Genomic DNA, 21,812 nt, shown 5'->3' on the forward strand with positions numbered 1-21,812 from the left:
CGGCAAGGAAGACGACCGAAGAGGTCTTACAGGATCTCGTGCAGCTGTCGAACGTAGCTGTTCACTCCAATTCGATGCTGGCCAGCAGCGTAGAGAGGGCAGCGGCGAAGGACGACAAGAAGCGGGAGAGGAAGGGCGACTGGCTGCGCCGGAAGGGCGACTTGAGGGCCCTGCCGAGCGCGCAGGCCGGGCAGTCGCTGCAGCTGACCCCGTGGCACGTGCTGCACGATCTCGCCCAGGCCATGGCCCTGTCTCGCCAAGGAGCGGGCCGCGGCCTGGCGGAACACTGGGGAAGCCTCAAGTACAGCCAAGCGCTGGATCCGGTCTCGGGCACCTTCCTGCAGTTGTCGGAGGAAGGTAAGGGTACGGCCCGAGACTACAAACGCCTCCAGTCCCGGGAGCTGGGCCAGGGATTCGCCCTGGCCGTGGCCAAGCACACCCTCGGCCGACGGTACCCGGACCATGTCGTGTCGATCGTCGGCGCCGACAGCGTCATACGTGCCGGGTGGCCCAAAGGACCGTCAGGCTTCCAGTACCGCCCCGACTTCTTCGCCGAGGTCTGGAAGCCGGGCGAGCCGTCCCGGGTCTTCCTGATAGCGAGCAAGGGTAACCACAGCGGAGCCAAGCGGTCCTATGACCAGCTCGCCTCGGCCTCGGCTCATGTGGAGGCCATGCACGTCGGAACGTGGAACGAGACGCCGTGCTTCGTCTTCGGCACGGAGTTGCCGATGGAAGGTCCCGTCACGGTCCATGCCCTCCACGCCGACGGAACCGGCGGCGTACTGCTCGGCACCTCGAAGCACCCCCTGCGGAACCTGGACGGCGTCGCCGAGAACGAGAACATCATGCCGGGGATCCTGCCTCCCGCCGAAGGAGACGAAGTCCCCTCTCCCGAACCTGGCTTCCACGTCGGACCGCAGTACGAGGCGTGGTTCCAGCACGTCCTGGCGCGGACCGCGACAGCCGGAGTGACGGCCTTCGCCGGTGACGGCGACACCACCGCCCAGTACCTGACCACGCGCCAAGGAAGCCAGCGCTTCACGACCGGCTTCGCGCACGCGGCCGCCGGCAGTGTCCAGGACGCGGAGTATGAGCTGCTCGGCATCCCCTTCGTCGGCACAGATCACGTGTTCCGGCTCAACAACAAGCGTGTCGAGGCATTCTCCGGCGTCGCGGCCGATCTCTTCCAACTGCTCTCGCCGAGGGACGACGACGGGCGGCGGACCCCGGGAAAGGTCGAGCAGCACCGCAGCACCGTCCATTCCCTCCGCGGATCGTGGCCCGACCGGACCTGGGACCCGAAGTGGGGCGGTCCCGTCTCGGTGCACGAGGACGGCACCATCCTGGCGATGCGCTTGCTACGGCTTTGAGAGCCGGTCGGCGAGGCAACAAGCCTGACGCCAGCGTGCTGCCTCGTCGGGCTCGTCGGCCGCAGACGGGTGGATGCACCTCCCTCGACGGAACGGACTGAACCCGACCCCCAACGCCATGGGATCAACTCCGAGAGCCGCTCCCATGGCGTCTTCATCGATGCCGTTCACCCAGTCGCCGTAGCCACTCACGGTCCCTGTCCTCGTAGACGTTGTCCCCGAGCGAAAGAACAGCCCCGCGACACAGTCGAGGAGCTCGTACAGCTCCAAAGTCATGGCCGTCTGATCGCATCACGCGAGGCGACAGCGGTCCTCACTGCACTGGGCGAAGGAGCGGTCTCGCTCGCCTGGGCCGACATCTCATCAGACGAGCGCCACAGGGAGGTCATGTTCTGTCGACCGCGTAAGAAGACGGATCCTCCGACGGAGCTGTACCACCTGGACTCGGCACACGGTTGCGTACCTGACACCTCCTGGATCATTGCGGTCACAGTCGCACCATGCGCTCGGCCAAAGCACTCACCGCTCTGAGAAGTAACGCCGGGGCCTGGCCGAGATCAAGAGCGTGCTGGTGCAGCACAATCCCGGAGCGGCGCACCACGTGGCCGGGGTGTGGTGCATTGCCCTTCGCGTACACAAGGTGCCCGTTATTCAGCCCGAGGGAGGTGCAATACGCCAGCATCTGGTAGAGATCGGCGTCGGGGTAGCCGTGCGGCTTGCCCGCCTTGTACTTGGCGTCAGCCACAGCCAGCGGAGCTCCCGATTCCTCGTACCAGACGAGGTCCGGTCGCATCCGGATGGCGTCGTCTTCATCCAGGTAGACGTTCCTGGCCTGAAGCGTGCCGTGCCCGCCGTGCAGGGTCAGGGCCTCACGGAGCGCGACGCAGACGAAGTCCTCGAAGACCTTGTTCATGTCGAAGAGGAAGCCGTTCATCCGCAGCTCGCCCGGCAGATGCTCGGCCGACGCCCCGTCCAGTACGAGGCCTGCCAGATGGAGGGCGTGGTGATACCGGGCGTTGAGACGGTTCGGCTGCCATCCGGGGACCGCCTGCCCCCGCACGAGTGGGGTGACGTCCGCGAGCCTGGCCCGCTGGTGCATCAGGCGCGTGCGTACGGCTCGGGGCACGCCGGGCAGGCGCAACAGTCGTTCCACCGCGGCGCGCAGAATGCGGTTCTCGGCGATGTCCGTGGTGAACTCGTCGTAGGCGACTTCGACGGGCAGCGGGGCACCGAATCGGCGCCGGATCTGCTCCGCCTCGCGGATCCGGCCTCGTACGACGAATGCGGTCTGCTCGGTGGGCCGGTAGCCCTGCAGGAGCCCTTGCCGCAGCGCACGGTCCGTCTGCCGCTCAACGGCGTGGGCGAGAGCGGGCAGCAGTTCGTCGTGCTCGGCGACATCCACCTCTCCGTCCCGCCACCCGCGTGGGTCGAGGCTGTAGCCAAGGAGGAAGAACAGGCGCCCTATGGGTATTTTGGGCGTGATCCGCAGCCTGACGGTCTCGCCTCCTGGGACGTCGAGCGCTACGGCCCCGACCTTGCTTCCCGCCCGCAGCCGCCACAGCCCCGGCTCGTACGGGTCCGGTGCGGCGTCCACGATCTTCGAGGCGGCCAGGGCCCGCCCTGCTGCGTCCGGCAGGGACACAGCTCTCGCCGGGGCGTGTTCGACGACGTGAACGACGGTCACGGCGTGCCGGTGCCTTCCGCGACTGCATCCGTTTCCGCGGCCCTGCGCGCGGCCACGGCCTCCCTCAGCGCCGCCAGCCCGTACCGCTTCTCGATGTCCACGCCTTCCCCGTAGTGGTATTCCTCCAGCAGCGGCAGGATCTTCGTCCGCCATGTGCGTTCCAGCCCGCCCTCCCGGTAGACGCCGGGCTTCATCAGATACGACGGCCCGATCCGGAAGTCGGCGTCGTCGATACGGGCGTTGAGGGCGTCGAGCAGCCGGGCCGGTTCGGCGTCCTTCCCCTCGTCCTCCAGCCAGCGCCGCAGCAGTCCGCTGGTCGGCTCGGTCCTCGGCGAGAGTTCCACGAAGGCGAACCGCCGTCGCATCGCTGCGTCCACCAGTGCGATGGACCGGTCGGCGGTGTTCATCGTGCCGATGACGAACAGGTTCCGGGGCAGGGCGAAGTCCTCGCCCGAGTAGGTAAGCCGGACCGACTTCTTGCGGTACTCCAACAGGAAGTACAACTCACCGAAGACCTTGGCCAGATTGGCGCGGTTGATCTCGTCGATGATCAGAAAGTGCGGGATGTGCCGGTTGCCCTCCAGGTGGGCGAGGTCGGCCAGTTCACGCAGCGGGCCGGGGGTCAGCCGGAACGCGACCTCGTGTGTGTCCGGGTCTTCTCGGGGCCGGAACCCTTCGAAAAAGTCCTCGTAGGCGTAACTGGGGTGGAACTGGATGAGCTTGACCTGCTCCGGGCCACCGCCGAGGAATTCGGCGAGCTCCTGCGCGAGGTAGGTCTTGCCGGTTCCGGGCGGCCCGTAGAAGATCAGCTGACGTTCGTCCCAGAGCAGGTCGCGTACCTCGCGCAGCCATTCGACGCTGTGGACGTTGAGCTTCTCGCGCAGCGCCTCGTCGGGCTGGGGGAAGTCCAGTTCTCGGCGGGCGGCAATGGCCTGAATCGTGACGCCGGAGGTGTCGGCGGGTTCCACGGCCGCCTTCGCCAGTTCGTCGTCGGAGACCCAGAGCCCGTCGAGGATGCCCTTGACCGCCGTCAAGTCGACCAGGTCATGTCCGGCATTCAGCTTCTGCTGGAGCTCCTCCGGGAGCTTGTCGTACGGGTAGCCCTCACCCCACTCAACCGGGCGCCGCAGAACGCTCCGCCCGTCTTCTGACGTGACCTGCTCGGCGTTCCCGGTGATCTCACCCACATACAGCTTGCCGCCGGGGAACACGCAGACGGTGTCGCCCGGTCTCATCCGGGAGAGGAACGCGTGGAACTCGTCGACGAACCGGGCCTTCTGGCTGTAGGCGACGGCCGATTCGTAGTCCTCGTCCACGATGGCGCGCAACTGTTCCTTGCTGATGCCCGGGGTCACCCCCGGCCTCAGCCGGTCCGCGGCGAGCGTCACACGACCCTCTGTCAGCCACACCTGGTCGGTCGCATCGAAGCCGGTGACGTTGGGGTCGCGGACCAGCCAGGCGCGGCTGGGGCCCGCCGATGCCTGTTCCAGGAAGTCTGCGAGCGGCCGGCCGTCGGTTGTCTTCCACTCCAGCCAGCCGTTGGCGCTACGGCCGAGGAGGATCTCCGCCGCGGCGGACGGTGAGTTGCACTCGACGTCACTGACCACCTCGAGCCACCCGGGCCAGGTCGTCGTCTCCTTGATCGTGCCGTCTTCCCGCAGTTGCTCCCGCAGCCGGTGGGACGACGGCATCCGCAAGGGGAAGGAGGGTACGACCTCGGGGCGGGCCGGAGAACCGGCCAGGACCACCATCTTCTGGCTGCCGTTGGTCCCCTTCTCCGTGAGCAGCCGCCCACGCGCCAACGGCCCGCCGTGCGGCAGGCGCAGCAGGAACTCCGGGTACTCGTCGGTCATTCGTTTCCCCAGTTGCTTGGGTCGGTGTCAAGAACTTACGCGAGACGAGGTCCTGGCCGCCCTCAGGAAGCAACCGGACGGTCCTCGGGCGCAACTGCGCAAGCCGGCCTCTGGTCCGGGCAGCGCCAAGTCCCAGCCTCGGACACGGCTTAGGGCATTCTCCGGGCGGTGCGTGCCGGGATCACAGCCGTAGGAGCATTTCCGGCCAGCGATCGGAGCCCGGATTGCCCTCCCAAGCATGCTGCGCCCATGATCTGTTCAAATGGGGATCGGTCATGAGGGGGAACGGTGAGAAGCGGAACGACGGCGGCGACGAAGAAGTCACACGCGGAGGCGCTGCCCGCGGCACTGGGCATGTCCGTATCGGAGCTCGTACATGCGGTGGGCGGCTTCGAGTGTGACCCGGCCGAGATGGTTCGGGCCTCGGTACGGACAGCCGAGCGTGCGTTCTCCGAACTCGACACGTGCGACGACGTGATCGACAAGGCCTCGGAGGCCGGAGGGAAGGTTGCGGACCGCCTGCGTGTACTCCTCTCGGCGGAGTCCGCGGCGGACATCCCCGCCGAGTTGGAGGAGCTGGAGACCGTCGCTGCCCGGGTGCGCAGCACAGATGAAACCCGTCGGCTGCTGAACCGTGTGCTGGGCAGGGAGGACCGGGATGCGTTCACACCTGCTGCTGTCGTCCGCCTCACCGCTGCCGATCTCCCCAAGCTCCCGTCCGCCTACGCCGAGCCCGACGACTTTTCGGACTTGCTCGCTGTGGCCGGCCGCGAAGAGCAACTGAGGCCCCAGCTGAAACTGGTGCACGCGGAACGGATCGCTCGCGTGGCCTCACACCTGGTGAACGTAGTGGAACAGGTCGCCGCGGTCGGCTTCGCGGACAAGCGATTCGCCAGTGAGTCACTTCGCGAAGCACGGCGCTCGTACGAGTTGTGGCAGCGGTGCCTGGCCGAGGGCCGACGGGACCTGAGCTAGGAGTACCGACAGATCAAGAACCTTCCGTCCCGGCGTGGACAGACGCTGAACCGGATAGCACGCCGGAAAAGAGCAACGGTGAGCAATGTGGCTCACGCAGTTCCGGTGATCTTGAATGCAGCCCAGAACAGCGGGTTCTCGGCGACCTGTTGCTCCAGGTAGCCTCGCCAGTCCGGAAGTGCCGAACCGATGGCCGATACGGGAGACCTGGTCTTCTACGGCAACCCCGACGGCGGCATCCACCACGTCGGCCTCTACACCGGAGGCGGACAGATGATCGATGCGCCCCGCCCCGGAAAGCCCATCAGGATCGAGCCGTACCGGTACCGAGGAGACGACTACGCGGGCGCCACCAGGCCCTCCTGACACGTCGCTGTAGGTGGCTGTGACGTTGTTCAGCGGCCCGCCAAGACGCCTTGTAGCGGCCCCAGTTGATGAAAATCCTGTATCTCTTGGAGGTCTTCAAAATAGGCCCCAGGGATTGGCCTGCGCCGGAACCGCTTGAGCGGGTGCTCTGACCTCTATATCCCAAGCTCGGCGTACCTGAGTCTCGGGTCGCAGGGGTACCGTAAGAACGCTGTCGCCGATCCTGCTGGCTTATTGCGCAGTGGCCTCGACGGTGTCCTCCGACTTGCGGTTCAGCTTCGACTTGAGGTCGTTGAACCTCTTCTTGACGTGCGGCGTGGCCTTCGCGGCAACGATGCCCGCCGCGTCTACGGCTGCGACCACCTTGATCACGTTCTCAAGACGCGCTGCGGAAACTCGGCGTCCCGGCCGAGAAGGGCCGCACCTCGGCCGTCCGCCAGCTCGTCCGGTCGCGAGTAGCAGCGGTACAGCGGCTAACGGCGAGATTGATCTTGGTCAGCCAGCACAGCGATCGGCGGTCGTGGGGCAGTTCAGGCAAGCCCGCTGGACGGGCTCGTGGCGTGGCTGCGGTCACCGCGTGCCGGTGGAATTCCTGACTGACGAGCAGGCCGCTATCTGGACCTCTCGCGTTCTTTTGCCGTGCTGAGCTGGGGCTCTTTGTCCCTGACTGCGTCAGGGACATGCCGTTTCAGCCCCGGACCGCCGTATCGACGTGGCGTTCGCGACGCCGGGCGGCGAGGTCCTCGGCTGCGGCATCCCCACTGACCTCCCGGAGGCAGGGCCGCCGGCGACCATCTGCCGGTGCCGGCGGCCCTGCGGCTCCCGGCCGCGGGATAGCGGCCTACGGGCGCTGCTTCACCCGGTCGACGATCCCCCAGTCCACTACGTGCGACAGCTGGATGTACTTCTTCTTCCCGGAAGCCGAGATCCGCTCGTCGCGGAAGCCCAGGAATTCATACGACGCCGGGTCGAAGATCAGGTACTTGCCTTCGTAGGACCCGCGCTCGGTATGGGCGATCCCCACTCCGGTCCGCCCGGCGGAGTCCTTCACTCCCGGGATCGTCTTGACGCCGGGCACAAGGGCCAGCGCCTCGTACGCCGCGGGGCGCAATCCCTTGGGAAGCACCGGGTTCTTCAGGAGCTCGCCGAGCAGCCAGTAGGCCTCGAACCGATCGAGCTTGTCGAGATCGCTGATCGACCAGTCGTCGGACCCGCCGCGGGAGCCGAGGGAGATGATGGCCGAGATGAGCTTCTCCGGGTCTTGGGGCAGCTTCTTCAGCTCGCTCCACTTCCGGGGTGGCCACACCCCGCCGCCCTTCCCCGCGGGCTCCTCCCACATCTCGCGGCCCAGTTCCATGGACAAGGAGGGCTTGGAGACGTCCACCGAGTCCCACATCTCGTCGGTGTAGGTCTTGACCTTGCCGGTCTTCTGCTCCGTCTCCTTGATGATCCGCTTCGAGTAGATGAACTGGTCGTCGCGCGGCGCCACCGGCTCCTTCTCCTGCTCGCGCTCCCACGCCGCCGCCCCGATCAGCACCGTCGCGGCGGCGTTCTCCACCCGCGGGGTGCTCGTGCCCGGTGCGCCGCCCTCGCCGGAGCCGTCCGTGCCGATCAGCACCGCCGTCCCCGTAACCGCCGTGGCGACCACCGCGGCCGCCGCGAGGCGCAGTGCATGGCGGCGACTGGGGCCGGTGCCGGTGCGCTGGTCCGCGTGGGCCATCGCGTTGAGCAGCTGGTGCCGGGCCCGGTCCCGGGCCGGACCGGTGAGCGGGGCCGCGTCCGCGTCCCACTCCCTCAAGAGTTCGAGTTCGTCATTCATGGTCGGATACCTCTCGCAGTGCCGTCGGATTGGATCCGCCCAATGCTTCGCGCAGCTTGCTGCGAGCCCGGTGCAGCCGTGATCTGACCGTGCCCACAGGGATATCGAGGGCCTGGGCCGCCTCCCCGTAGCTGAGATCCCCCCAGGCCACCAGCAGCAGCACGTCCCGGTGCCGAGCGGGCAGCGCGGCCAGTGCCGCCGCCAGCTCGCGGCGTACGGCCCGCGCCACCACCCGGTCCGCGGCCCGGTCGGCCAGCGGCTCGTCGTGGTCGGCGAGGGCCGGGACCCGGGCCATGGCCTTAAACCGGCGGGCCTCAGCCCGCCGATGCCGGCCGACCAAGTTGGTCGCTATGCCAAACAGCCAGGGCCGGGCGTCGGCGCCCGCGCCGCGGGCCGGGTCGTAGCGATGCCGCTGTTGGAATGCGGTGGTGAAGGTCTCCGCCACGAGGTCATCGGCAACCTCGCCGCCGAGGCGGCGGGCCGCATAGCGGTGCACGGCGTCGGCGTGCCGGTCGAAGAGCGCGGCGAACGCCTCGGGCTCATCCCGGGACCGCGCGATCACTGAGGCGTCGCTCTCCGCATCGGCACGCGCGGTGCCGATGCCGACGCCTGGTCCGACGGCCATCGGGGCTCCTCTCGTCCAAGGGACGATGCTCGAATACTTGGGCTTTCACCTGTCCTTCGCCCATCGCGCCGAAGCGGTTCCCTCCCCCCCCTCGGCGACACCGTGGTCTGCGGCCACACCCACATGCCGTTCGTCCGCCTCGCCCACGGCCGGCTCGTGATCAACCCCGGCAGCATGGGCATGCCCTACGGACAGACCGGAGCGCACTGGGCCCTGCTGGGCCCGGGCGTCGAAACGAGCCGCCAGCCCCGCCGGGCACGGAATAAGCCAACAGGATCGTCGCCAGCCGCAAACGGCGGTGATCAGTCCTCGGCCCTGGCAGGGCGGGGCAGCTCCGGCGTGCTGGTCGCCTCGCGAGTGCGAGTCGACCGCCCTTCAGCTCGGCCCTTCATTCGGAGGGACAGGATCGATGTCCTCTCCGTTCCACTTCAGGACGATCGTCGACAGATGTGCGGCGGGTACGTCCATGAGTTCTCTGGGGGTCACGCGGATCTCCACGTCGTCCGCGCCGACGTCCATGATCGCGCACTTCACCTCGATCGTGACCTCGGGCAGTGTCATACGGGGCACCCGCGCCTCACGCAGGAGCGGTTCAGCCGCGTACTTACGGGCGACTTCCACGGAGGCGAGATCGCTGTGAGCCCTTCCGCGCACCAGGCCGACTCCGAGCCCTCCGACGAATTCCGACAGGCGGGTCATTCCGTGATCTTCTCCTGGATCATCGACTCCAGGATGCCGAGCACTTTCGCCATGCCTCCGGGCAGTTCCTCCTGAACGGCGCGGGCCTTGACCCCCATGGAATACGAGCGGGTGTCCTTGCTTCCTTCCTTGGTGTCGCGCTGATAGGCGAAGCTCGCCTTGATACGGGCCGACCCCCATCCCCAGGACGCCTGAGCGTCGGCGTCGACGCCCACCTTGATCTGCTCGTCCACCTGCCGGAACTGCACGGAGTCGATCTTCGCGAGGAAGTCGATGTTCACCTCGTCGATCCGCAGATACGGAATGGGCAGGATCGCCAGCAGCGGCACGGTCAGCGAGGCGGGTTTCTCCTCCACACCGTTGCCGTCCGCCGTGGCCACCTGCTTCTTGTAGCTGAAGGTCACGGTCGCGGGTTCGCCGGTCGTCGTGTCGCCCGGGGCCCCGCCGCCCGCTGGCGATTGGCGGAATCCAACCTGCTTGACGAAGTTCACCGTCGCCAGAGCGGACTGCACCTGTGCGTGTACGGCGGCCACCATCGGCCCCCCGATGAGACTTTCGAAATTCAGCGAGGACAGCTCGCTACCCGGATCAGGCATCGTTCCTCCTTGTTGTCGTTGAAAGGCCGTAGCGTCCCGTGCGCTGACGCGCGGAATACAGGCCGCCGTACCCCCTGAGGCTGCTCTGCCAAGTCAGTTGCTTCAGGAAGGCGTTCCGTGGAGGGCTGGCCCACGCCTGCGGAATGGGCTGCGTTGCCTCATCCCGCAGGCGTGGCTTGTTTGTTCAGACTGAGGTGGGTACGAAGACGCCCGGAGCGAACCAGCTCATGCTGATGTAGATGCCCTCACCTCGGTCGAGGGCGCGCAGCATCTCGTGCGTACCAGCGACGAACAGGCCGATCAGCAGGATCCACGGCTGTACGGGGCTGGGAATGCTGCCGCCGACGGAGACCACCAGTTCGTTGACCGTGTCCAATGCGTCGAGGATCTGCCGCAGTGTGGCGTGGTCAATCTGCAGGTGGAAGCCCCACCAGAATTCCCGCACCGTCACGCCGGGCGCACCGGCGCCGACCAGCGCCATGTCGATGCTGTTCGCCCCCGCGAAGAGGGGCGTCGGGGTAGTGAGGAGGGCGCCGTCTACCGCGCCGGCGTTCAGCGGGACCCGCTTGGCTAGTTCGAGGGACACCACGGGCCAGTTGTCGTGCTCTGTTGCAGTGGCCATGCTCATGTGCTCCTTTTTGGTTGGTCGGTTGACCGGTCAGGCCACCACTTCGTAGACGAGGGTGTAGCTGGCCCCGTCGGCGTTGAATTCCGCCGACTTCAGCCCGGTACCAGCCTGGGAGGCGTTGACGAAGTGCACGCCCAGCAGGTCGTCGGGGTCCAGCCACCAGCCGAGGTCCTTGTCCCAGACCTCGATACGCATCCGCGAGTCGGTGCCAAAGGGCGCGTCGAGGTTGATGTCCCAGGTCTGTCCGTTGTTCATGGGTCGGTAGGCCTCGCCGTAGCGGGTGCCGAAGACCTTGATGAGTACTTCGTCGTCCCCAGTCCAGTCCTCGGTGGCGTTGCAGGTGAGAGTCTGCAGTCGTGCGGTGGGCATAGTGGTGTCCCTTCGTGTGGTGGCCGGCCGGTGCTTCACCGGTTGGCTGGTGGGTGGGTCCTTGCGAGCCCCCTCGTCGGGGCAGAGCCTCGGTCCGAGAGGGACGTGTCATCCGGCGAGTCCTGGAGCATCAGGTGCAGGAAGGCTTTGCGTCCGAACCGCTGCACGACCTCCCGGAGCAGTCGCTCGTCCTCGCTGAGCGACTCGACCCGGGCCAGTTCCTGAGCCGCAGTCTGGAAATCAAGGAAGTCCGCGTTCACCGCATCGGAGTTCCGCAGGATGATGGCGGGATGAGTCATGGGAGATATGACGGCCTGACGACGTCAGGAGTGGTCACATCACTCCTGATCTCCGCAACAGAAGCGGCAACCAGGCCGAAGAGGATGGCTCCAAGCAGCCAACCAATGAACGGATTTCGAATCTTCCCTATCAGGAGCATCAATACAACGGCAACCAACAGGAAACCGAAAACCCCAATATAGGCAGTCGTACTCATTATTCCCCCGAGTTTTTCGTCGTTTGTCGAAGCAGGGTTCAGGCTCTGCGGACCGTCAGCGGACGATCGTGCTGCGTCCCGCCGCAAGGCCGGCGAACGCGATCAGCAGCCACACCGGCCCGACCACGCCCTGGAAGCCGGGGAGTCCGGTCGCCCCCGCGAAGATCGTCACCGCCACCACCGGCAGCAGGCTCAGCACGCCGATCCAGCGCGATACCGTGCGTTCGCGCAGAGCCATCCACGCGATCGCCCCGGCCGCCACGACCACACCCAGCCAGCCGATGTAGCCCCCGAAGTCATTGAGCATGAAGTACACGAATAGGCCGCCGTCGCCGAAGGACTTTTCATTCATCCCCGCCGGCAGATAGATGGCCAGCGCTCCCTTCCAGCCGTAGCCGTACGTCAGTCCGGCCGCCGAGGCCGTCAGCGCGCCGCTCACCACATGCGCCGCCGTACTGCCCGGCACCCGCGGCTCTACCTGCCGCCGCCAGGCCGCTGCCAGTACGAGCAGGAGGGCGACGGTGATGAACCCCGCCACCAGCCCCAGGTGGGCGGTACCCCGAGAGAGCTCGCCCAGGATGGACGCGTCGACGCGTTCTGTCTCCACGACGCCGCTCCGCGGATCGGCGACGAACGTAGCAACGACACCGAGCAGGCCTGCCGCGACCCCGTAGAGCGGCCACTTGGCCCGCCCGTTACCGCCGCCGGACCGGACCGCGCCGGCCATTGCTCCCGGATCCACTGCTGCCATGACCCTCAACTCCCTTGGGTGTGACCGATTGAGCAGCACTGTCCACGCGGCGGCGTCCCGGGCAACAGGGACACCGGTCCCTTTCGCCCGGGATATTCGTACGCCACGATGTCCCCATGGGCCGGGGGGACCGAAGAAGCCGACGGGACCGCGCGCTGCGCCGTGCCGCGTACGCCGTCGCGGGCGTCGGCGCCGCGAGCTGCGTTGCCACCGCGCCGGCGCACGCGGTGCTGTCCCGGCAGATCGAGCTCAGCGAGCTCTACTGGAGCGATCTGGTGCTGGGCACGGTGTGGCCACTGCTCGGCGCGGCGGTGGCCCGCGTCCAGCCGCGCAATCGGCTGGTCTGGCTGATGATGGCGCCCGCGCTGATCGGCCCGTACCACCTGCTCACCTACTACGCCGGCTATTCGCAGCTGGTCGCTGAACACTCCCTGCCCGGCTGGCAGTTCGGGGCCTGGCTGGGCTGCTGGGGGTTCGTGGGCTACTACTTCGCGCTCCCTCTGGTGCCGCTGTTCTTCCCGTACGGACGGCTGGGCACCCGCCCGCGCCGGGTGCTCGCGTGGACCGTCATCACCGTCGCCACGACCGGCACCCTCGCAGCGATGCTGCGTCCGAGCGGCACCGACCCGGTGCCCGCCCTGGCCAACCCGCTGGCGGTACGGGGCGCGGAGTGGCTGCACGCTGTCATGTACGTGTCCTCCGCTATATGCATGGCCGCCGGCACCGCCGCAGCCTGCTTCTTCATTGTGTTACGCACCCGTGCGGCGCGCGGCGTGGAGCGCTCCCAGCTGCAGTGGCTGCTGCTCGGTGGTCTGGTGATGACCCTCGCGTTCACCGGCGCGGGCTTCACCACCGGGCAACTTCCTCAGCTGCTGACCGACCTGCTGATGGTGGCCGGGCTGCTCGGCCCGCCGGCGGGTATCGCCGTGGCGATGCTGCGCCACCGCCTCTACGACGTCGAGGTGGTACTCGGCCGGGCCATCGTCTTCACCCTGCTGAGCGGACTGGTCCTCGGCGTCTATCTGGCCGTCGTCGCGGGCGCGGGCGCCCTCGCGCCCGGTTCACTCGGCGGCACGGCCGCGATCGCCGCGGCAGCGCTCCTTGCCGCAGCTGGCCGCGGGGCGGTCCAATCGGCCGTGGACCGGCTGCTGTTCGGACACCGCCACGATCCGTACGCGGTGATGGCCCGCGTCGGCCGCCACCTCGCCCCCGCCTCGGAACCGGCCGAGGCCATGCGACTCCTCGTCGACGAGCTCCGCCGCGCCCTGCGCCTGCCGTATGCGGCGTTCACCGGACCGGCCGTGACGGCGACCTCCGGCACACCCGTTCCCGGTGCGGGCTGGCGGACCGTGCCCTGTCTGGCGCTCGGTCGCTGTGTCGGTGAACTTCACCTGGGGCGGCGGCGTGCGGCCGAGCCCTGGACCGCGCAGCAGCGGGCCGCGGCCGAAGAGGTCGCGGCGCGGGCCGCGACCCTCGCATACGCGGCGGGGCTCGTCGAGGACGTGGCCCGCAGCCGGGCCCACATCGTCGCCGTCCGGGAGGAGGAACGCCGTCGGCTCCGCGCCGACCTGCACGACGGCGTCGGCCCCTCCCTGGCCGGCACCGCCCACCAGCTGGACTCTCTGGCCCGCAGAGCCACTGACCCTCAGCTCGCGGACGCCATCAGGCTGGCGCGGGACCGGCTGCGCACAACAGTCGGTGATCTGCGCACCGTCGTGAACGGCCTGCGCCCCGCAGTGCTCGACCAACTCGGCCTCGCAGGCGCGCTTCGTGAACTGCTCGCCGGCTACGACGTTCCCACCTGCCGCTGCTCGGTCACCGCCGCCTGCGCCGAACTCCCCGCCTCCGTGGAGGTGGCGGCGTACGCGATCGCGGCCGAAGCAGTGGGCAACGCCCTCAAGCACAGCGCATCGGGCCGCCTCACCCTCACCGCCCATGTCACCGCCGGGTTTCTCGTCCTGACCGTCGAGGACAACGGCTGCGGCATCCCGCAACGCCACCGCGCGGGAGTGGGCCTGCGCAGCATGGGCGAACGCGCGGCGGAGGTCGGTGGCCTGCTGGCGATCACCAAGGTCCCGGGCGGCGGCACCTCGGTGCAGGCCAGGATGCCGCTTCCCCTGAAGGAGACACGTGCCACTGCCTGACCAACCCCGCGAGCGCCCCTTGGGGGACGCCGATACAGGAGAGGGCGAGATGAGCCGGCCGCAGCCAGTGACCGTCCTCGTCGTCGACGATCACCCCATCTTCCGGGCCGGGATGGCGACCGTACTCGGCGACCTGCCCGGCGTCACCGTCGTCGGGGAGGCCGCCGACGGGGCAGAAGCCATTGCCGCCACCGCACGGCTGCTGCCGCACATCGTGCTCATGGATCTGCGTATGCCCGGGGTCGGCGGTCTCGAGGCGACCGCCCGGATCACCACCGTCCATCCCGAGGTCGCGGTCGTCGTCCTCACCATGGACGAGGACGACGACTCTGTCTTCGCAGCACTGCGCGCAGGAGCCTGCGGCTATCTGCTGAAGGAGGCCGACGGCGCGGACGTGCACCGCGCCCTGCTGGGCGCCGCACGCGGCGAAGCCGTCTTCGGCCCCCGCATCGCCCAGCGAGTGCTCGCCCATTTCGCCTCGCCGCACGCGGCCCGGGACACGCTGCCCTTCCCCCATCTCACGGACCGGGAACGGCAGATCCTCGACCTGCTCTCCCGAGGCCTGGACAACGCCTCCATCGCCCGCCGCCTCTCCCTCTCCGAAAAGACGGTGCGCAACCGGATCAGCGACGTCCTGGCCAAACTCCGCGCCCGTAACCGCGCGGAAGCCGTAGCCCTGGCCCGGGACGCAGGCCTCGGCCTGCCGTGAGGCCACCGCAGGCCGGATCGGGCGGAGTCAGGAGAGACAGGAGACCCGATGGAGCCAGGCAGCCAGGCCGATCACGCCCGGCACCGCGGAGGTCTCCCGGCTGCGTGCCCCTCGAATCCATCTTCTTGTCTCCGAAAGCAGAGCGTGCGCACGAGCCTGGACCACCACGACGGAGCAGGGCGCTGGGAATGGCGAGGGGCGCCTTCCGGCCGCTGCCCTGTCTTCGCAGCGAGTGAGCGTCCGGGAGCACGCCAGGGGACCACGAGGCCGCCGGGAATGACGGGATGTCCGGCGCGTCGCGGGGCATTGAGTTATGCGTATCTCTCGTCCGGGATGTGTCCCTCGGAGCCGGGCCGCGCTACGCAGAAAGAAGCCCCGCGGGGGCACAGTCGGTGCACCGCGATGGGCCAGGGGGAATCATGGCCGATTCCGTACGCCCTCAGGAGCCGCGGGTGCCCGAGACGGACCCCACGGTGGGGGTCGAAGTGAACAGCGACTGGCAGGGAGAACCGAAGCACCGGCTGGTGGCGATAGGGGATTCGCTGACGCAGGGATTCCAGAGCGGGGCGATTTTCAACACCGGGCTCTCCTATCCGGCGATCGTCGCGTACGAGATGGGGTGCGTCGAACAGTTCAGGTATCCCCTCTACGAGGGTTTCGGCGGACTGCCATTCAATATCGAGTTGCTCCTGCGTGACCTGCATGCCCGCTACGGGCGGGCCGTGGACTGGTGGGAGGTACCGCTCGCGCTGTTCCGGGCCAGGACCCTCATGGCCCAGGGGGAGGAGCACTGGGAGCAAGGGCGCGGCCTGTCGGTGCCCCCAACGACTGCCATCATGCACAACCTCGCGGTCTTCGGATGGGATCTGCGCGACGCGCTGTCGAAGTCGGCGAACGAGTGCCGTAGTCGGATCGACGCGCCGAAGAACGATCTGATCAAGCAGGTCGTCCAGAACGCCGGCGAGCGCGCCGCCCTTCGGGTACTGCCCACTCAGCCCCCGGAGGCGGCGTCCCTGACCCAACTGGGCTCCGCGGCCCGGCTCGGCGAGGAGACCGATGGCACCGGCTCGGAGCACGGGATCGAGACGTTGGTCGTCTTCCTCGGCGCGAACAATGCCCTGCAGGCCGTCACCGAACTCAGTGTGGTCTGGAGCGGAAAGGGTTACAACGACCTGTCCCGCAAAGGGGCGTTCACTGTCTGGCAGGCGCAGCACTTCAAGGCCGAACTGAGCCGGGTGGCCGCCGAGGTCTCCGGGATCAAGGCGCGGCATGTCATCTGGTGCACGGTCCCACACGTCACCATCGCGCCGATCGCGCGCGGCGTGGGGGGCAAGGCAGCGCCGGGTTCGCGGTACTTCTCCTACTACACCCGCCCCTGGATCAGCGACAACGACTTCGACCCCGTCCAGGACCCGCACATCACGAGTGGCCAGGCGCGTCAGATCGACGAGGCCATCGACGAGTACAACGTCACCATCACCGCGGAGGTCCGCAGCGCCCGGCAGGCGGGCAAGGACTGGTACCTGCTGGAGACCTGCGGATTGCTGGACCGGCTCGCGTCTCGCCGGTACGCCGAGGACCCCGAGGCACGTCCATCCTGGTGGCAGCCGTACGAGTTGCCGCCGGCGCTACAGGCGCTGACGCCGCCGCCGAACTCCCACTTCCTCGCGGGCAAGAACGAGCGGCGTACCGACGGCGGCCTGTTCTCGCTCGACGGTGTCCACCCCACGACGGTCGGGTACGGCATCCTCGCCCAGGAACTGATCAGTGTGATGGAGCTGGCAGGCATCCAGTTCCTCCGGCCCGACGGACGTACACCCCGCAAGAGCCCGGTGCTCGTCGACTTCGACCGCCTCATCCGCAACGACACTCTGATCAACCGGCCGCCGGGGAACCTGGACTCGGCCCTGAAGGTCATCAGCTGGGCCGACGAGGCCATGGATCTGTTCCGACGTATCTTCTCCCGTTCCTGATGGGGCATCAGTTTTCTGAACGGAGGCAGTGACGAGCGATACGCATCTGCCCGCTCCGTTGCACCGCCCCGGTGCGGCCCTGGGGTGACCTGTGGGATCGTGAGCGGAGGGTTGCCCTCGAGTGCCGCGTCCTGCGGCTGGACTATGACTCCGGCGTGGCGGCGCCGAGGTCCGAGCGGTTTATGTGCCGGTGCCGGTCGGCTCGGCGCCGTCCTGCGTCAGGGCGTGCAGCAGGGTCCAGCCCGGCGCTTGTTCACGGGGACGGACGGCGGCTGTGAAGACTTCAGGGTCGGCGAAGATCGGATCGCCATTGGGTCGGCGAGCATACGGCACGAATCCGTAGTCCACGCCGTCGTGGGCGTCGTAGCTAACTTTGGACTCCGTCGTCTCACGCGCGCAGACGACCCCCCTCAAATCGATCACCTATGCGGTCGTACGCCTGCGGGCCAGATCCTTGCCCTCCTGCGGCAGTGCGTCGGCGACCAGCAGCCGGGGCAGCAGTTCCGGTTCACGTGTCATCGCGCGGAAGACGAGCGCGACGGTCACGTCGTGGTCAGGCCGGTGCACGATCTCGACCGGATCGGCAGCGCGGATGTCCCCCGGCTCGATCACGCGCAGATACGCGCCCGGCCGTGCGGCCTGCGTGAACCGCCTGATCCAACCGTCACGCTCCAGCCAGCCCTGGAACGTCGCACACGGGATCCGCGCGCACGACACCTCCAGGACGACGTCCGGCCCGATGCGCCAGCGCTCACCGATCAGGGCTCCGTTGACGTCGAGGCCAGCGGTCGTGAGGTTCTCCCCGAAGACGCCGTTCGCAAGCGGCCTGCTCAACTCGGCCTCCCATCCGTCGAGGTCCTCGCGGGCATAGGCGTAGACGGCCTGGTCGGATCCGCCGTGGTGCTTCACGTCGTAGACCCGGTCGCCCACTAGACCGACCGCGCCGGTGCCCTTGGGGCCGGGGGCGATGACAGCGACCGGGCCGTCGACGGGCCGCTTGTCGATGCCTGTTGCGCTGAGACCCTTCCATGGGTTGGGGCGGGGCCTGCCGACATTGACGGAGAGCAGCTTCATGGAGGCGACGGTACGGTCTGCTGCACCCCGAGGGCGACATATTTCCCTGCCACTGCCGCCGCTCGCGGCGTGCGTGACGCTGGTGACACCCGAGGGCGTGGCCGTCCGCCTCCTGCAGCGGATCCTTGCGCTGACCACCGCGATCCGGCACAACGACCGCACCGGACAGCCGGTCCTGCACCCACTGACCGCCTACGACGACTGAACCCCAAGTGTCCGGCGTGCGGTACGCCGTCAAGGGGCGCCCTGCGGGCGTCGCTGCCGCGATGGCCCTCCGGGCCACCCTGGACCGCGCCCCGCACGCCTTGATTCTGCTGGCTATCGGGTGGCCCCGGCCTTGTGGCGTACGCCCGGACCCACACGTCTCGCCGTACCTGGTGCGACATGGGGGACGAACGCGGACACTCTGCTCCGCTGGTCGGCCCCCGTCCTGCCGCGCCGGCGCCTCGGCTACGGGGTCGACGTGACCGACCGGTCTGCCTCTGAACTGCAGTGATCAGCCTTGGCGAAGGACATAGAGGCACCCCTCCGCATCGCAGCACGTGACAGCACCACAGCAATGGCCACATTTTTCGGCATTCGTTTGTTCGGCACGAGTCCCCGAACCCGAACAACGAGAACACCGCTACACCTTGAAGCAACGGCGCCCGACGGCTCCGGTGCAGGGAAAGGCAAGGGGCGAGCACCGGCCTGGGCGAGCCAGACGTCAACTCGACCGCTGCCTGCGCCCGGCACAGCCGGCGGCGAGAGAGAACCGTCGAACAGTTCAGAACAGACAAGGCAAGGCATCGATTCAAACAGTCCCTGAAGCAGTCGAGCCCGACCGGCCTTCGGCTCAGAGGGAACCATAGGAGGAGCCTCCATGGCATTACGGCAACTGACCAAGCGCATCGCAATCACGGGCGGCCTCACGGCTGCCGGGGCGGCCCTGGCCACAGTGGTGTCCGCTGCGCCCGTCGCCGCGGCGTCCGGCGTCCCGGCATCAGCAACGGCAGCCGCAGCGGACATGGACTGCTGGGGTCACGCCCACCACAACGACTCCTATCTCGGCATAGCGGGATGTACGAACAACACCAACCGTGTGATCACCTTCCGCGCCAATGTGGTGTGCGGCAGCTGGTGGGACACCTCCGGCAACGAAGTAACACTGCGACCCGGTCAGTACGGCGAGTCCACGGGCCGGTGCTCGATCTTCAGCGACGGCGTCACGAGCGTCGGAGCCGAGTGGCCGCTGTGAGGCCTCTCCTGGGTTCTCGGCCAACGCGGCCGAGAACGCCTGCACACAGCCGAAGGAGAACACCAGTGATCGCCAGATCCAAGAAGTTCGCCGCCCTACTGGCCGCGCTCACCTCAGGTGTCGTCCTCATGGTCGGCTCCGCCACTCCCGCCCAGGCCGCAGCCGGCTCCTCGTACCTGAACAAAGGAGAACGGCTCTACCACGGCGAGCGCATCTGGAGGCCCACAGCCCAGGGCAACAACGCCGAGCTGATCATGCAGCGCGACGGGAACCTGGTCCTCTACTCCTACGGCCCCTCCGGGCGCAGGGTCTGCTGGGCATCGGGGACCAACGGCAAGGGCGGCCGGTACGTCGAGTACCAGCACGACGGAAACCTCGTCATCTACGCCGCGGGCTCCCGGCCGGTGTGGGCCAGCGGCAGGGCGCCCGGCAACACCACCAACATCAACTACCACGGTCAGGTATGGGTCGGCCACTCGACCCTGACGGGATTCTGCGCCTGACCGCCCCACCGTATGAGCGGGGCCTTCTCCCGCGTCCGCCGCACACGCGAGAAGGCCCCGCCCACTCAGCTTCGTTCTTCCTCGTAACTCCAGGGCCGTCGTGACCGCAGCGACACGCTGCGCAGCGCCGCGCGGACGGCCGGGACGTCCGGCTGTGTGCGGGATGCCGTCGATCAGGGCGAGGGGCTGGGCGGCGTCGTTGACGTCGGCTGCGGTGGTGATGACCTGCGGGCCCCGCAGGTTGGCGGCAGAAGCGGGCGGATCCGGAGGACCGCGTCAGCAACGGCTTCGGCCGCTGCGGCGATACCGTCGGTGCCCCGCACGTCGGTCAGAAAGATCCTAGTCGCCCATGTTCACCGCCATGTAGCCGAGCAGACCGGCCGCTCGGGCGGCGAGGGGGGGACAGTTCCCGGCGTGCGCGGGGTGGTTGGCGACCGTCGAGGAGAGTGTGCGCGAGCTGCCGTAGGTGGCGGGCCTGCGGCCGGAAGACGTGCGGGCCGTCGAGTTCGTAGCGCCGGCCGCCATGCCCAGCGGCACCTGACCGGGGCCCGCACCGGCCTGGCGCCGCCTCAGCACGGTGCGCCAACTCGCACGCAGTACTGAACGATTGGCGACGCTACCTCGAAGCCCGCGGTGACTGTGCGCGTACATGGCGACATCGCCTGTCGGTCAGCGACGACACCACCCGGTCGCGCATCGAGGAGCGGCACGGACTGACGACCCGTCTGTTGCGAGGATCAACACGTAATGGGGTCACACTCCGAGGAAGCTCACTGTTTCTGTCATGTCCGCCCGCCCGGTACGCAGCCGTGGCACGCCGTCCTTCTCGAAGCCCACCGAGACACCGCAGAACAGCACGAGCCCGTCGTCGGCTCCGACCACCTCGCTGACGATCTTGCGGTACATCGTCCACATCACCTGGGGGCAGCTGTGCAACCCTTCCGCCCTCAGCAACAGCATGACCGTCTGCAAGTACATCCCCGCGTCGCCCCACTGTCCGGGCCCCGTCGTCCGGTCGAGGTAGCAGAACAGCACGACCGGCGCCCCGAACGCCTCGGAGTTCAAGGCGGCGATCTTCGTGGGCCTGTCGGGGTGTCGTCGCGCTCGATTCCCAGCGCTTTGTACCGCTGGGCGGCCGCGGCGGAAAAACGGTCCAGATACGGCGAGGACAGTTCGGCCGGGTACATCGGATACTCCCGCTCGTCACCGGGGTCGCCCGCCAGCGCCCTGGCCGTCGCGCGTCTTTTCAGCTCGGCCAACGGCTCGCCGGTCAGGACGTACACGTGCCACGGTTGAAAGGTTCCCGCTCGACGGAGCCCGCGTCGCTGCAGCCAGCACTCGTTCGAGTACCTCTTTGGGTATCGGCTCATCGCTGAACGCCCGCACAGCCCTGCGACTGTCCACGGCTTCATACACATCCACGTCTTCTCGTCCTCTCACTCCATGGCGGGCAGCGAAGACACGAGGGTGATCATCGCACCCGGCAAGTAGAGGGTGGCGGAATCCCCGGCGGACCCGCGCGGGGTGGGCCGGCGCGGCTCGGCGGGCCGTTCCCAGGGGCGGCGGAGGTCCTCGGCGAGGAGGAACGTCTGCCGGCGTCGGCAGACGTCTGCGCCGGTCGTTCCGGTGCGCGAGGACCACATCCGCACCGGCTTGGGATCGCGGTCGCCGGGCACGTGCTCGACCTTCTTGCGCATCAACGTGCCGTGGATCAAAGGGAGTTCACCGCCGTGGTCGAGCCAAGCGCCACAGACCTGCAGCGAGGTTAACCGGCGGCCCGACTCCCGCCGGGACCGGTCCCGGCGGATGCCTCCTACAGTCGGGGGATGGCTTGGTTTCGACGTCGTCGATCGCGCTCTCCTGCGGCGCCAGGGCCGACTTCCCGTCCGGCTGCCGCACCGTTGGCCGAGGCCGGGCCTCCGGCTGCCGCACCGTTGCCCG

At 68.2% G+C, this 21,812-nt stretch carries 21 protein-coding genes and 6 pseudogenes; 11 read left to right on the forward strand and 16 right to left on the reverse strand.

Translation table 11 applies throughout. From position 1 onward, the window contains the following. Nucleotides 1-74 precede the first annotated feature (74 nt). Nucleotides 75-1,370: a hypothetical protein gene (locus OP79_RS34170; protein WP_245685548.1), complete on the forward strand. Its 1,296-nt coding sequence runs from the start codon at nucleotides 75-77 to the stop codon at nucleotides 1,368-1,370. Nucleotides 1,371-1,857: 487 nt separating this feature from the next. Here OP79_RS34170 and OP79_RS34180 read toward each other — a convergent pair whose 3' ends face one another. Together OP79_RS34180 and OP79_RS34185 are read right to left on the reverse strand one after the other, a co-directional pair. Beyond that, complete coding sequence (locus OP79_RS34180) at nucleotides 1,858-3,054, reverse strand: McrC family protein (RefSeq protein WP_033325749.1); 1,197 nt, start codon at nucleotides 3,052-3,054, stop codon at nucleotides 1,858-1,860. Beyond that, complete coding sequence (locus OP79_RS34185) at nucleotides 3,051-4,907, reverse strand: DUF4357 domain-containing protein (protein ID WP_033325750.1); 1,857 nt, start codon at nucleotides 4,905-4,907, stop codon at nucleotides 3,051-3,053. The genes OP79_RS34180 and OP79_RS34185 overlap by 4 nt, the downstream gene beginning before the upstream one ends. Before the next feature lie 288 nt (nucleotides 4,908-5,195). Between OP79_RS34185 and OP79_RS34190 the strand changes: the two genes are divergently transcribed. Both OP79_RS34190 and OP79_RS52460 read left to right on the forward strand, forming a co-directional pair. Then, nucleotides 5,196-5,882, forward strand: a complete 687-nt coding sequence (locus OP79_RS34190) for a hypothetical protein (protein WP_033325751.1) — start codon at nucleotides 5,196-5,198, stop codon at nucleotides 5,880-5,882. 201 nt (nucleotides 5,883-6,083) lie between these two features. Then, nucleotides 6,084-6,248: pseudogene (locus OP79_RS52460) on the forward strand (C40 family peptidase); the annotation flags it as partial. A gap of 231 nt (nucleotides 6,249-6,479) precedes the next feature. On the opposite strand, the gene OP79_RS58105 reads toward OP79_RS52460, so the two are convergent. Continuing rightward, nucleotides 6,480-6,611, reverse strand: a complete 132-nt coding sequence (locus OP79_RS58105; RefSeq protein ID WP_281193286.1) for a hypothetical protein — start codon at nucleotides 6,609-6,611, stop codon at nucleotides 6,480-6,482. A gap of 331 nt (nucleotides 6,612-6,942) precedes the next feature. Between OP79_RS58105 and OP79_RS57335 the strand changes: the two are divergent. Beyond that, nucleotides 6,943-7,085 (forward strand): annotated as a pseudogene (locus OP79_RS57335) (endonuclease/exonuclease/phosphatase family protein); the annotation flags it as partial. A 4-nt stretch (nucleotides 7,086-7,089) separates the two neighbouring features. Here OP79_RS57335 and OP79_RS34195 read toward each other — a convergent pair. Further along, on the reverse strand, nucleotides 7,090-8,067 hold the full coding sequence (locus OP79_RS34195; RefSeq protein WP_033325753.1) for a CU044_5270 family protein: 978 nt from the start codon (nucleotides 8,065-8,067) through the stop codon (nucleotides 7,090-7,092). After that, entirely contained in the window at nucleotides 8,060-8,692 is a 633-nt protein-coding gene (locus tag OP79_RS34200; RefSeq protein WP_033325755.1) for an RNA polymerase sigma factor, read from the reverse strand. Before OP79_RS34200 ends, OP79_RS34195 begins: the two co-directional genes overlap by 8 nt. A gap of 99 nt (nucleotides 8,693-8,791) precedes the next feature. On the opposite strand from OP79_RS34200, the pseudogene OP79_RS52465 reads away from it, so the two are divergent. After that, nucleotides 8,792-8,926 (forward strand): annotated as a pseudogene (locus tag OP79_RS52465) (metallophosphoesterase family protein); the annotation flags it as partial. Nucleotides 8,927-9,067: 141 nt separating this feature from the next. Here OP79_RS52465 and OP79_RS55485 read toward each other — a convergent pair. The 6 genes from OP79_RS55485 to OP79_RS34230 all read right to left on the reverse strand — a co-directional run bounded on the left by OP79_RS55485 (nucleotide 9,068) and on the right by OP79_RS34230 (nucleotide 12,231). Next, on the reverse strand, nucleotides 9,068-9,391 hold the full coding sequence (locus OP79_RS55485; protein ID WP_033325756.1) for a hypothetical protein: 324 nt from the start codon (nucleotides 9,389-9,391) through the stop codon (nucleotides 9,068-9,070). Then, entirely contained in the window at nucleotides 9,388-9,987 is a 600-nt protein-coding gene (locus tag OP79_RS34210) for a DUF2589 domain-containing protein (protein WP_033325758.1), read from the reverse strand. The genes OP79_RS55485 and OP79_RS34210 overlap by 4 nt, the downstream gene beginning before the upstream one ends. A gap of 184 nt (nucleotides 9,988-10,171) precedes the next feature. Continuing rightward, the gene (locus OP79_RS34215) at nucleotides 10,172-10,609 is read right to left on the reverse strand and encodes a hypothetical protein (RefSeq protein ID WP_033325759.1); all 438 of its coding nucleotides are present in this window, start codon (nucleotides 10,607-10,609) and stop codon (nucleotides 10,172-10,174) included. A gap of 36 nt (nucleotides 10,610-10,645) precedes the next feature. Beyond that, a complete protein-coding gene (locus OP79_RS34220) occupies nucleotides 10,646-10,984 on the reverse strand; it encodes a C2 domain-containing protein (RefSeq protein WP_033325761.1) in 339 nt (112 codons plus the stop codon). Nucleotides 10,985-11,019: 35 nt separating this feature from the next. Next, nucleotides 11,020-11,283, reverse strand: coding sequence for a hypothetical protein (locus tag OP79_RS34225; RefSeq protein WP_033325762.1), 264 nt, complete (start codon nucleotides 11,281-11,283; stop codon nucleotides 11,020-11,022). A gap of 252 nt (nucleotides 11,284-11,535) precedes the next feature. Beyond that, complete coding sequence (locus OP79_RS34230; protein ID WP_033325763.1) at nucleotides 11,536-12,231, reverse strand: hypothetical protein; 696 nt, start codon at nucleotides 12,229-12,231, stop codon at nucleotides 11,536-11,538. Nucleotides 12,232-12,347: 116 nt separating this feature from the next. Here OP79_RS34230 and OP79_RS34235 point away from each other — a divergent pair, with 116 nt between their 5' ends. The 3 genes from OP79_RS34235 (at nucleotide 12,348) to OP79_RS34245 (ending at nucleotide 17,057) form a co-directional block, all read left to right on the forward strand. Beyond that, nucleotides 12,348-14,375, forward strand: a complete 2,028-nt coding sequence (locus OP79_RS34235) for a sensor histidine kinase (protein ID WP_033325764.1) — start codon at nucleotides 12,348-12,350, stop codon at nucleotides 14,373-14,375. Nucleotides 14,376-14,424: 49 nt separating this feature from the next. Beyond that, nucleotides 14,425-15,084 (forward strand): response regulator, encoded by a 660-nt coding sequence (locus OP79_RS34240; protein WP_033325765.1) that lies wholly within the window; start codon nucleotides 14,425-14,427, stop codon nucleotides 15,082-15,084. Between the two features lie 419 nt (nucleotides 15,085-15,503). Continuing rightward, nucleotides 15,504-17,057, forward strand: coding sequence for a hypothetical protein (locus tag OP79_RS34245; protein ID WP_051745136.1), 1,554 nt, complete (start codon nucleotides 15,504-15,506; stop codon nucleotides 17,055-17,057). 180 nt (nucleotides 17,058-17,237) lie between these two features. On the opposite strand, the gene OP79_RS55490 is transcribed toward OP79_RS34245, so the two are convergent. Together OP79_RS55490 and OP79_RS34255 are read right to left on the reverse strand one after the other, a co-directional pair. Next, nucleotides 17,238-17,480, reverse strand: a complete 243-nt coding sequence (locus tag OP79_RS55490; protein WP_157857407.1) for a hypothetical protein — start codon at nucleotides 17,478-17,480, stop codon at nucleotides 17,238-17,240. Next, the gene (locus tag OP79_RS34255; protein WP_033325767.1) at nucleotides 17,481-18,131 is read right to left on the reverse strand and encodes an MOSC domain-containing protein; all 651 of its coding nucleotides are present in this window, start codon (nucleotides 18,129-18,131) and stop codon (nucleotides 17,481-17,483) included. It abuts the gene before it with no gap. 85 nt (nucleotides 18,132-18,216) lie between these two features. Here OP79_RS34255 and OP79_RS54345 point away from each other — a divergent pair. The 3 genes and pseudogenes from OP79_RS54345 to OP79_RS50680 all read left to right on the forward strand — a co-directional run. Then, nucleotides 18,217-18,336, forward strand: a pseudogene (locus tag OP79_RS54345) (IS982 family transposase); the annotation flags it as partial. 657 nt (nucleotides 18,337-18,993) lie between these two features. Then, entirely contained in the window at nucleotides 18,994-19,368 is a 375-nt protein-coding gene (locus OP79_RS34260; protein ID WP_078492183.1) for a hypothetical protein, read from the forward strand. 65 nt (nucleotides 19,369-19,433) lie between these two features. Beyond that, entirely contained in the window at nucleotides 19,434-19,871 is a 438-nt protein-coding gene (locus OP79_RS50680) for a hypothetical protein (protein ID WP_051745137.1), read from the forward strand. Nucleotides 19,872-20,210: 339 nt separating this feature from the next. Here OP79_RS50680 and OP79_RS56145 read toward each other — a convergent pair whose 3' ends face one another. The 3 genes and pseudogenes from OP79_RS56145 to OP79_RS34280 form a co-directional block, all read right to left on the reverse strand. After that, nucleotides 20,211-20,396 carry a hypothetical protein gene (locus OP79_RS56145; protein ID WP_033325769.1) on the reverse strand — a complete coding sequence of 62 codons (186 nt, stop codon included), beginning with the start codon at nucleotides 20,394-20,396 and terminating at the stop codon, nucleotides 20,211-20,213. 228 nt (nucleotides 20,397-20,624) lie between these two features. Continuing rightward, nucleotides 20,625-21,293, reverse strand: a pseudogene (locus OP79_RS49945) (nitroreductase). Nucleotides 21,294-21,365: 72 nt separating this feature from the next. Next, nucleotides 21,366-21,616 (reverse strand): annotated as a pseudogene (locus OP79_RS34280) (NF041680 family putative transposase); the annotation flags it as partial. Between the last annotated feature and the right edge of the window lie 196 nt (nucleotides 21,617-21,812).

It is taken from the genome of Streptomyces yerevanensis, assembly GCF_000716805.1.
GTDB classification, from domain to species: domain Bacteria; phylum Actinomycetota; class Actinomycetes; order Streptomycetales; family Streptomycetaceae; genus Streptomyces; species Streptomyces flaveus.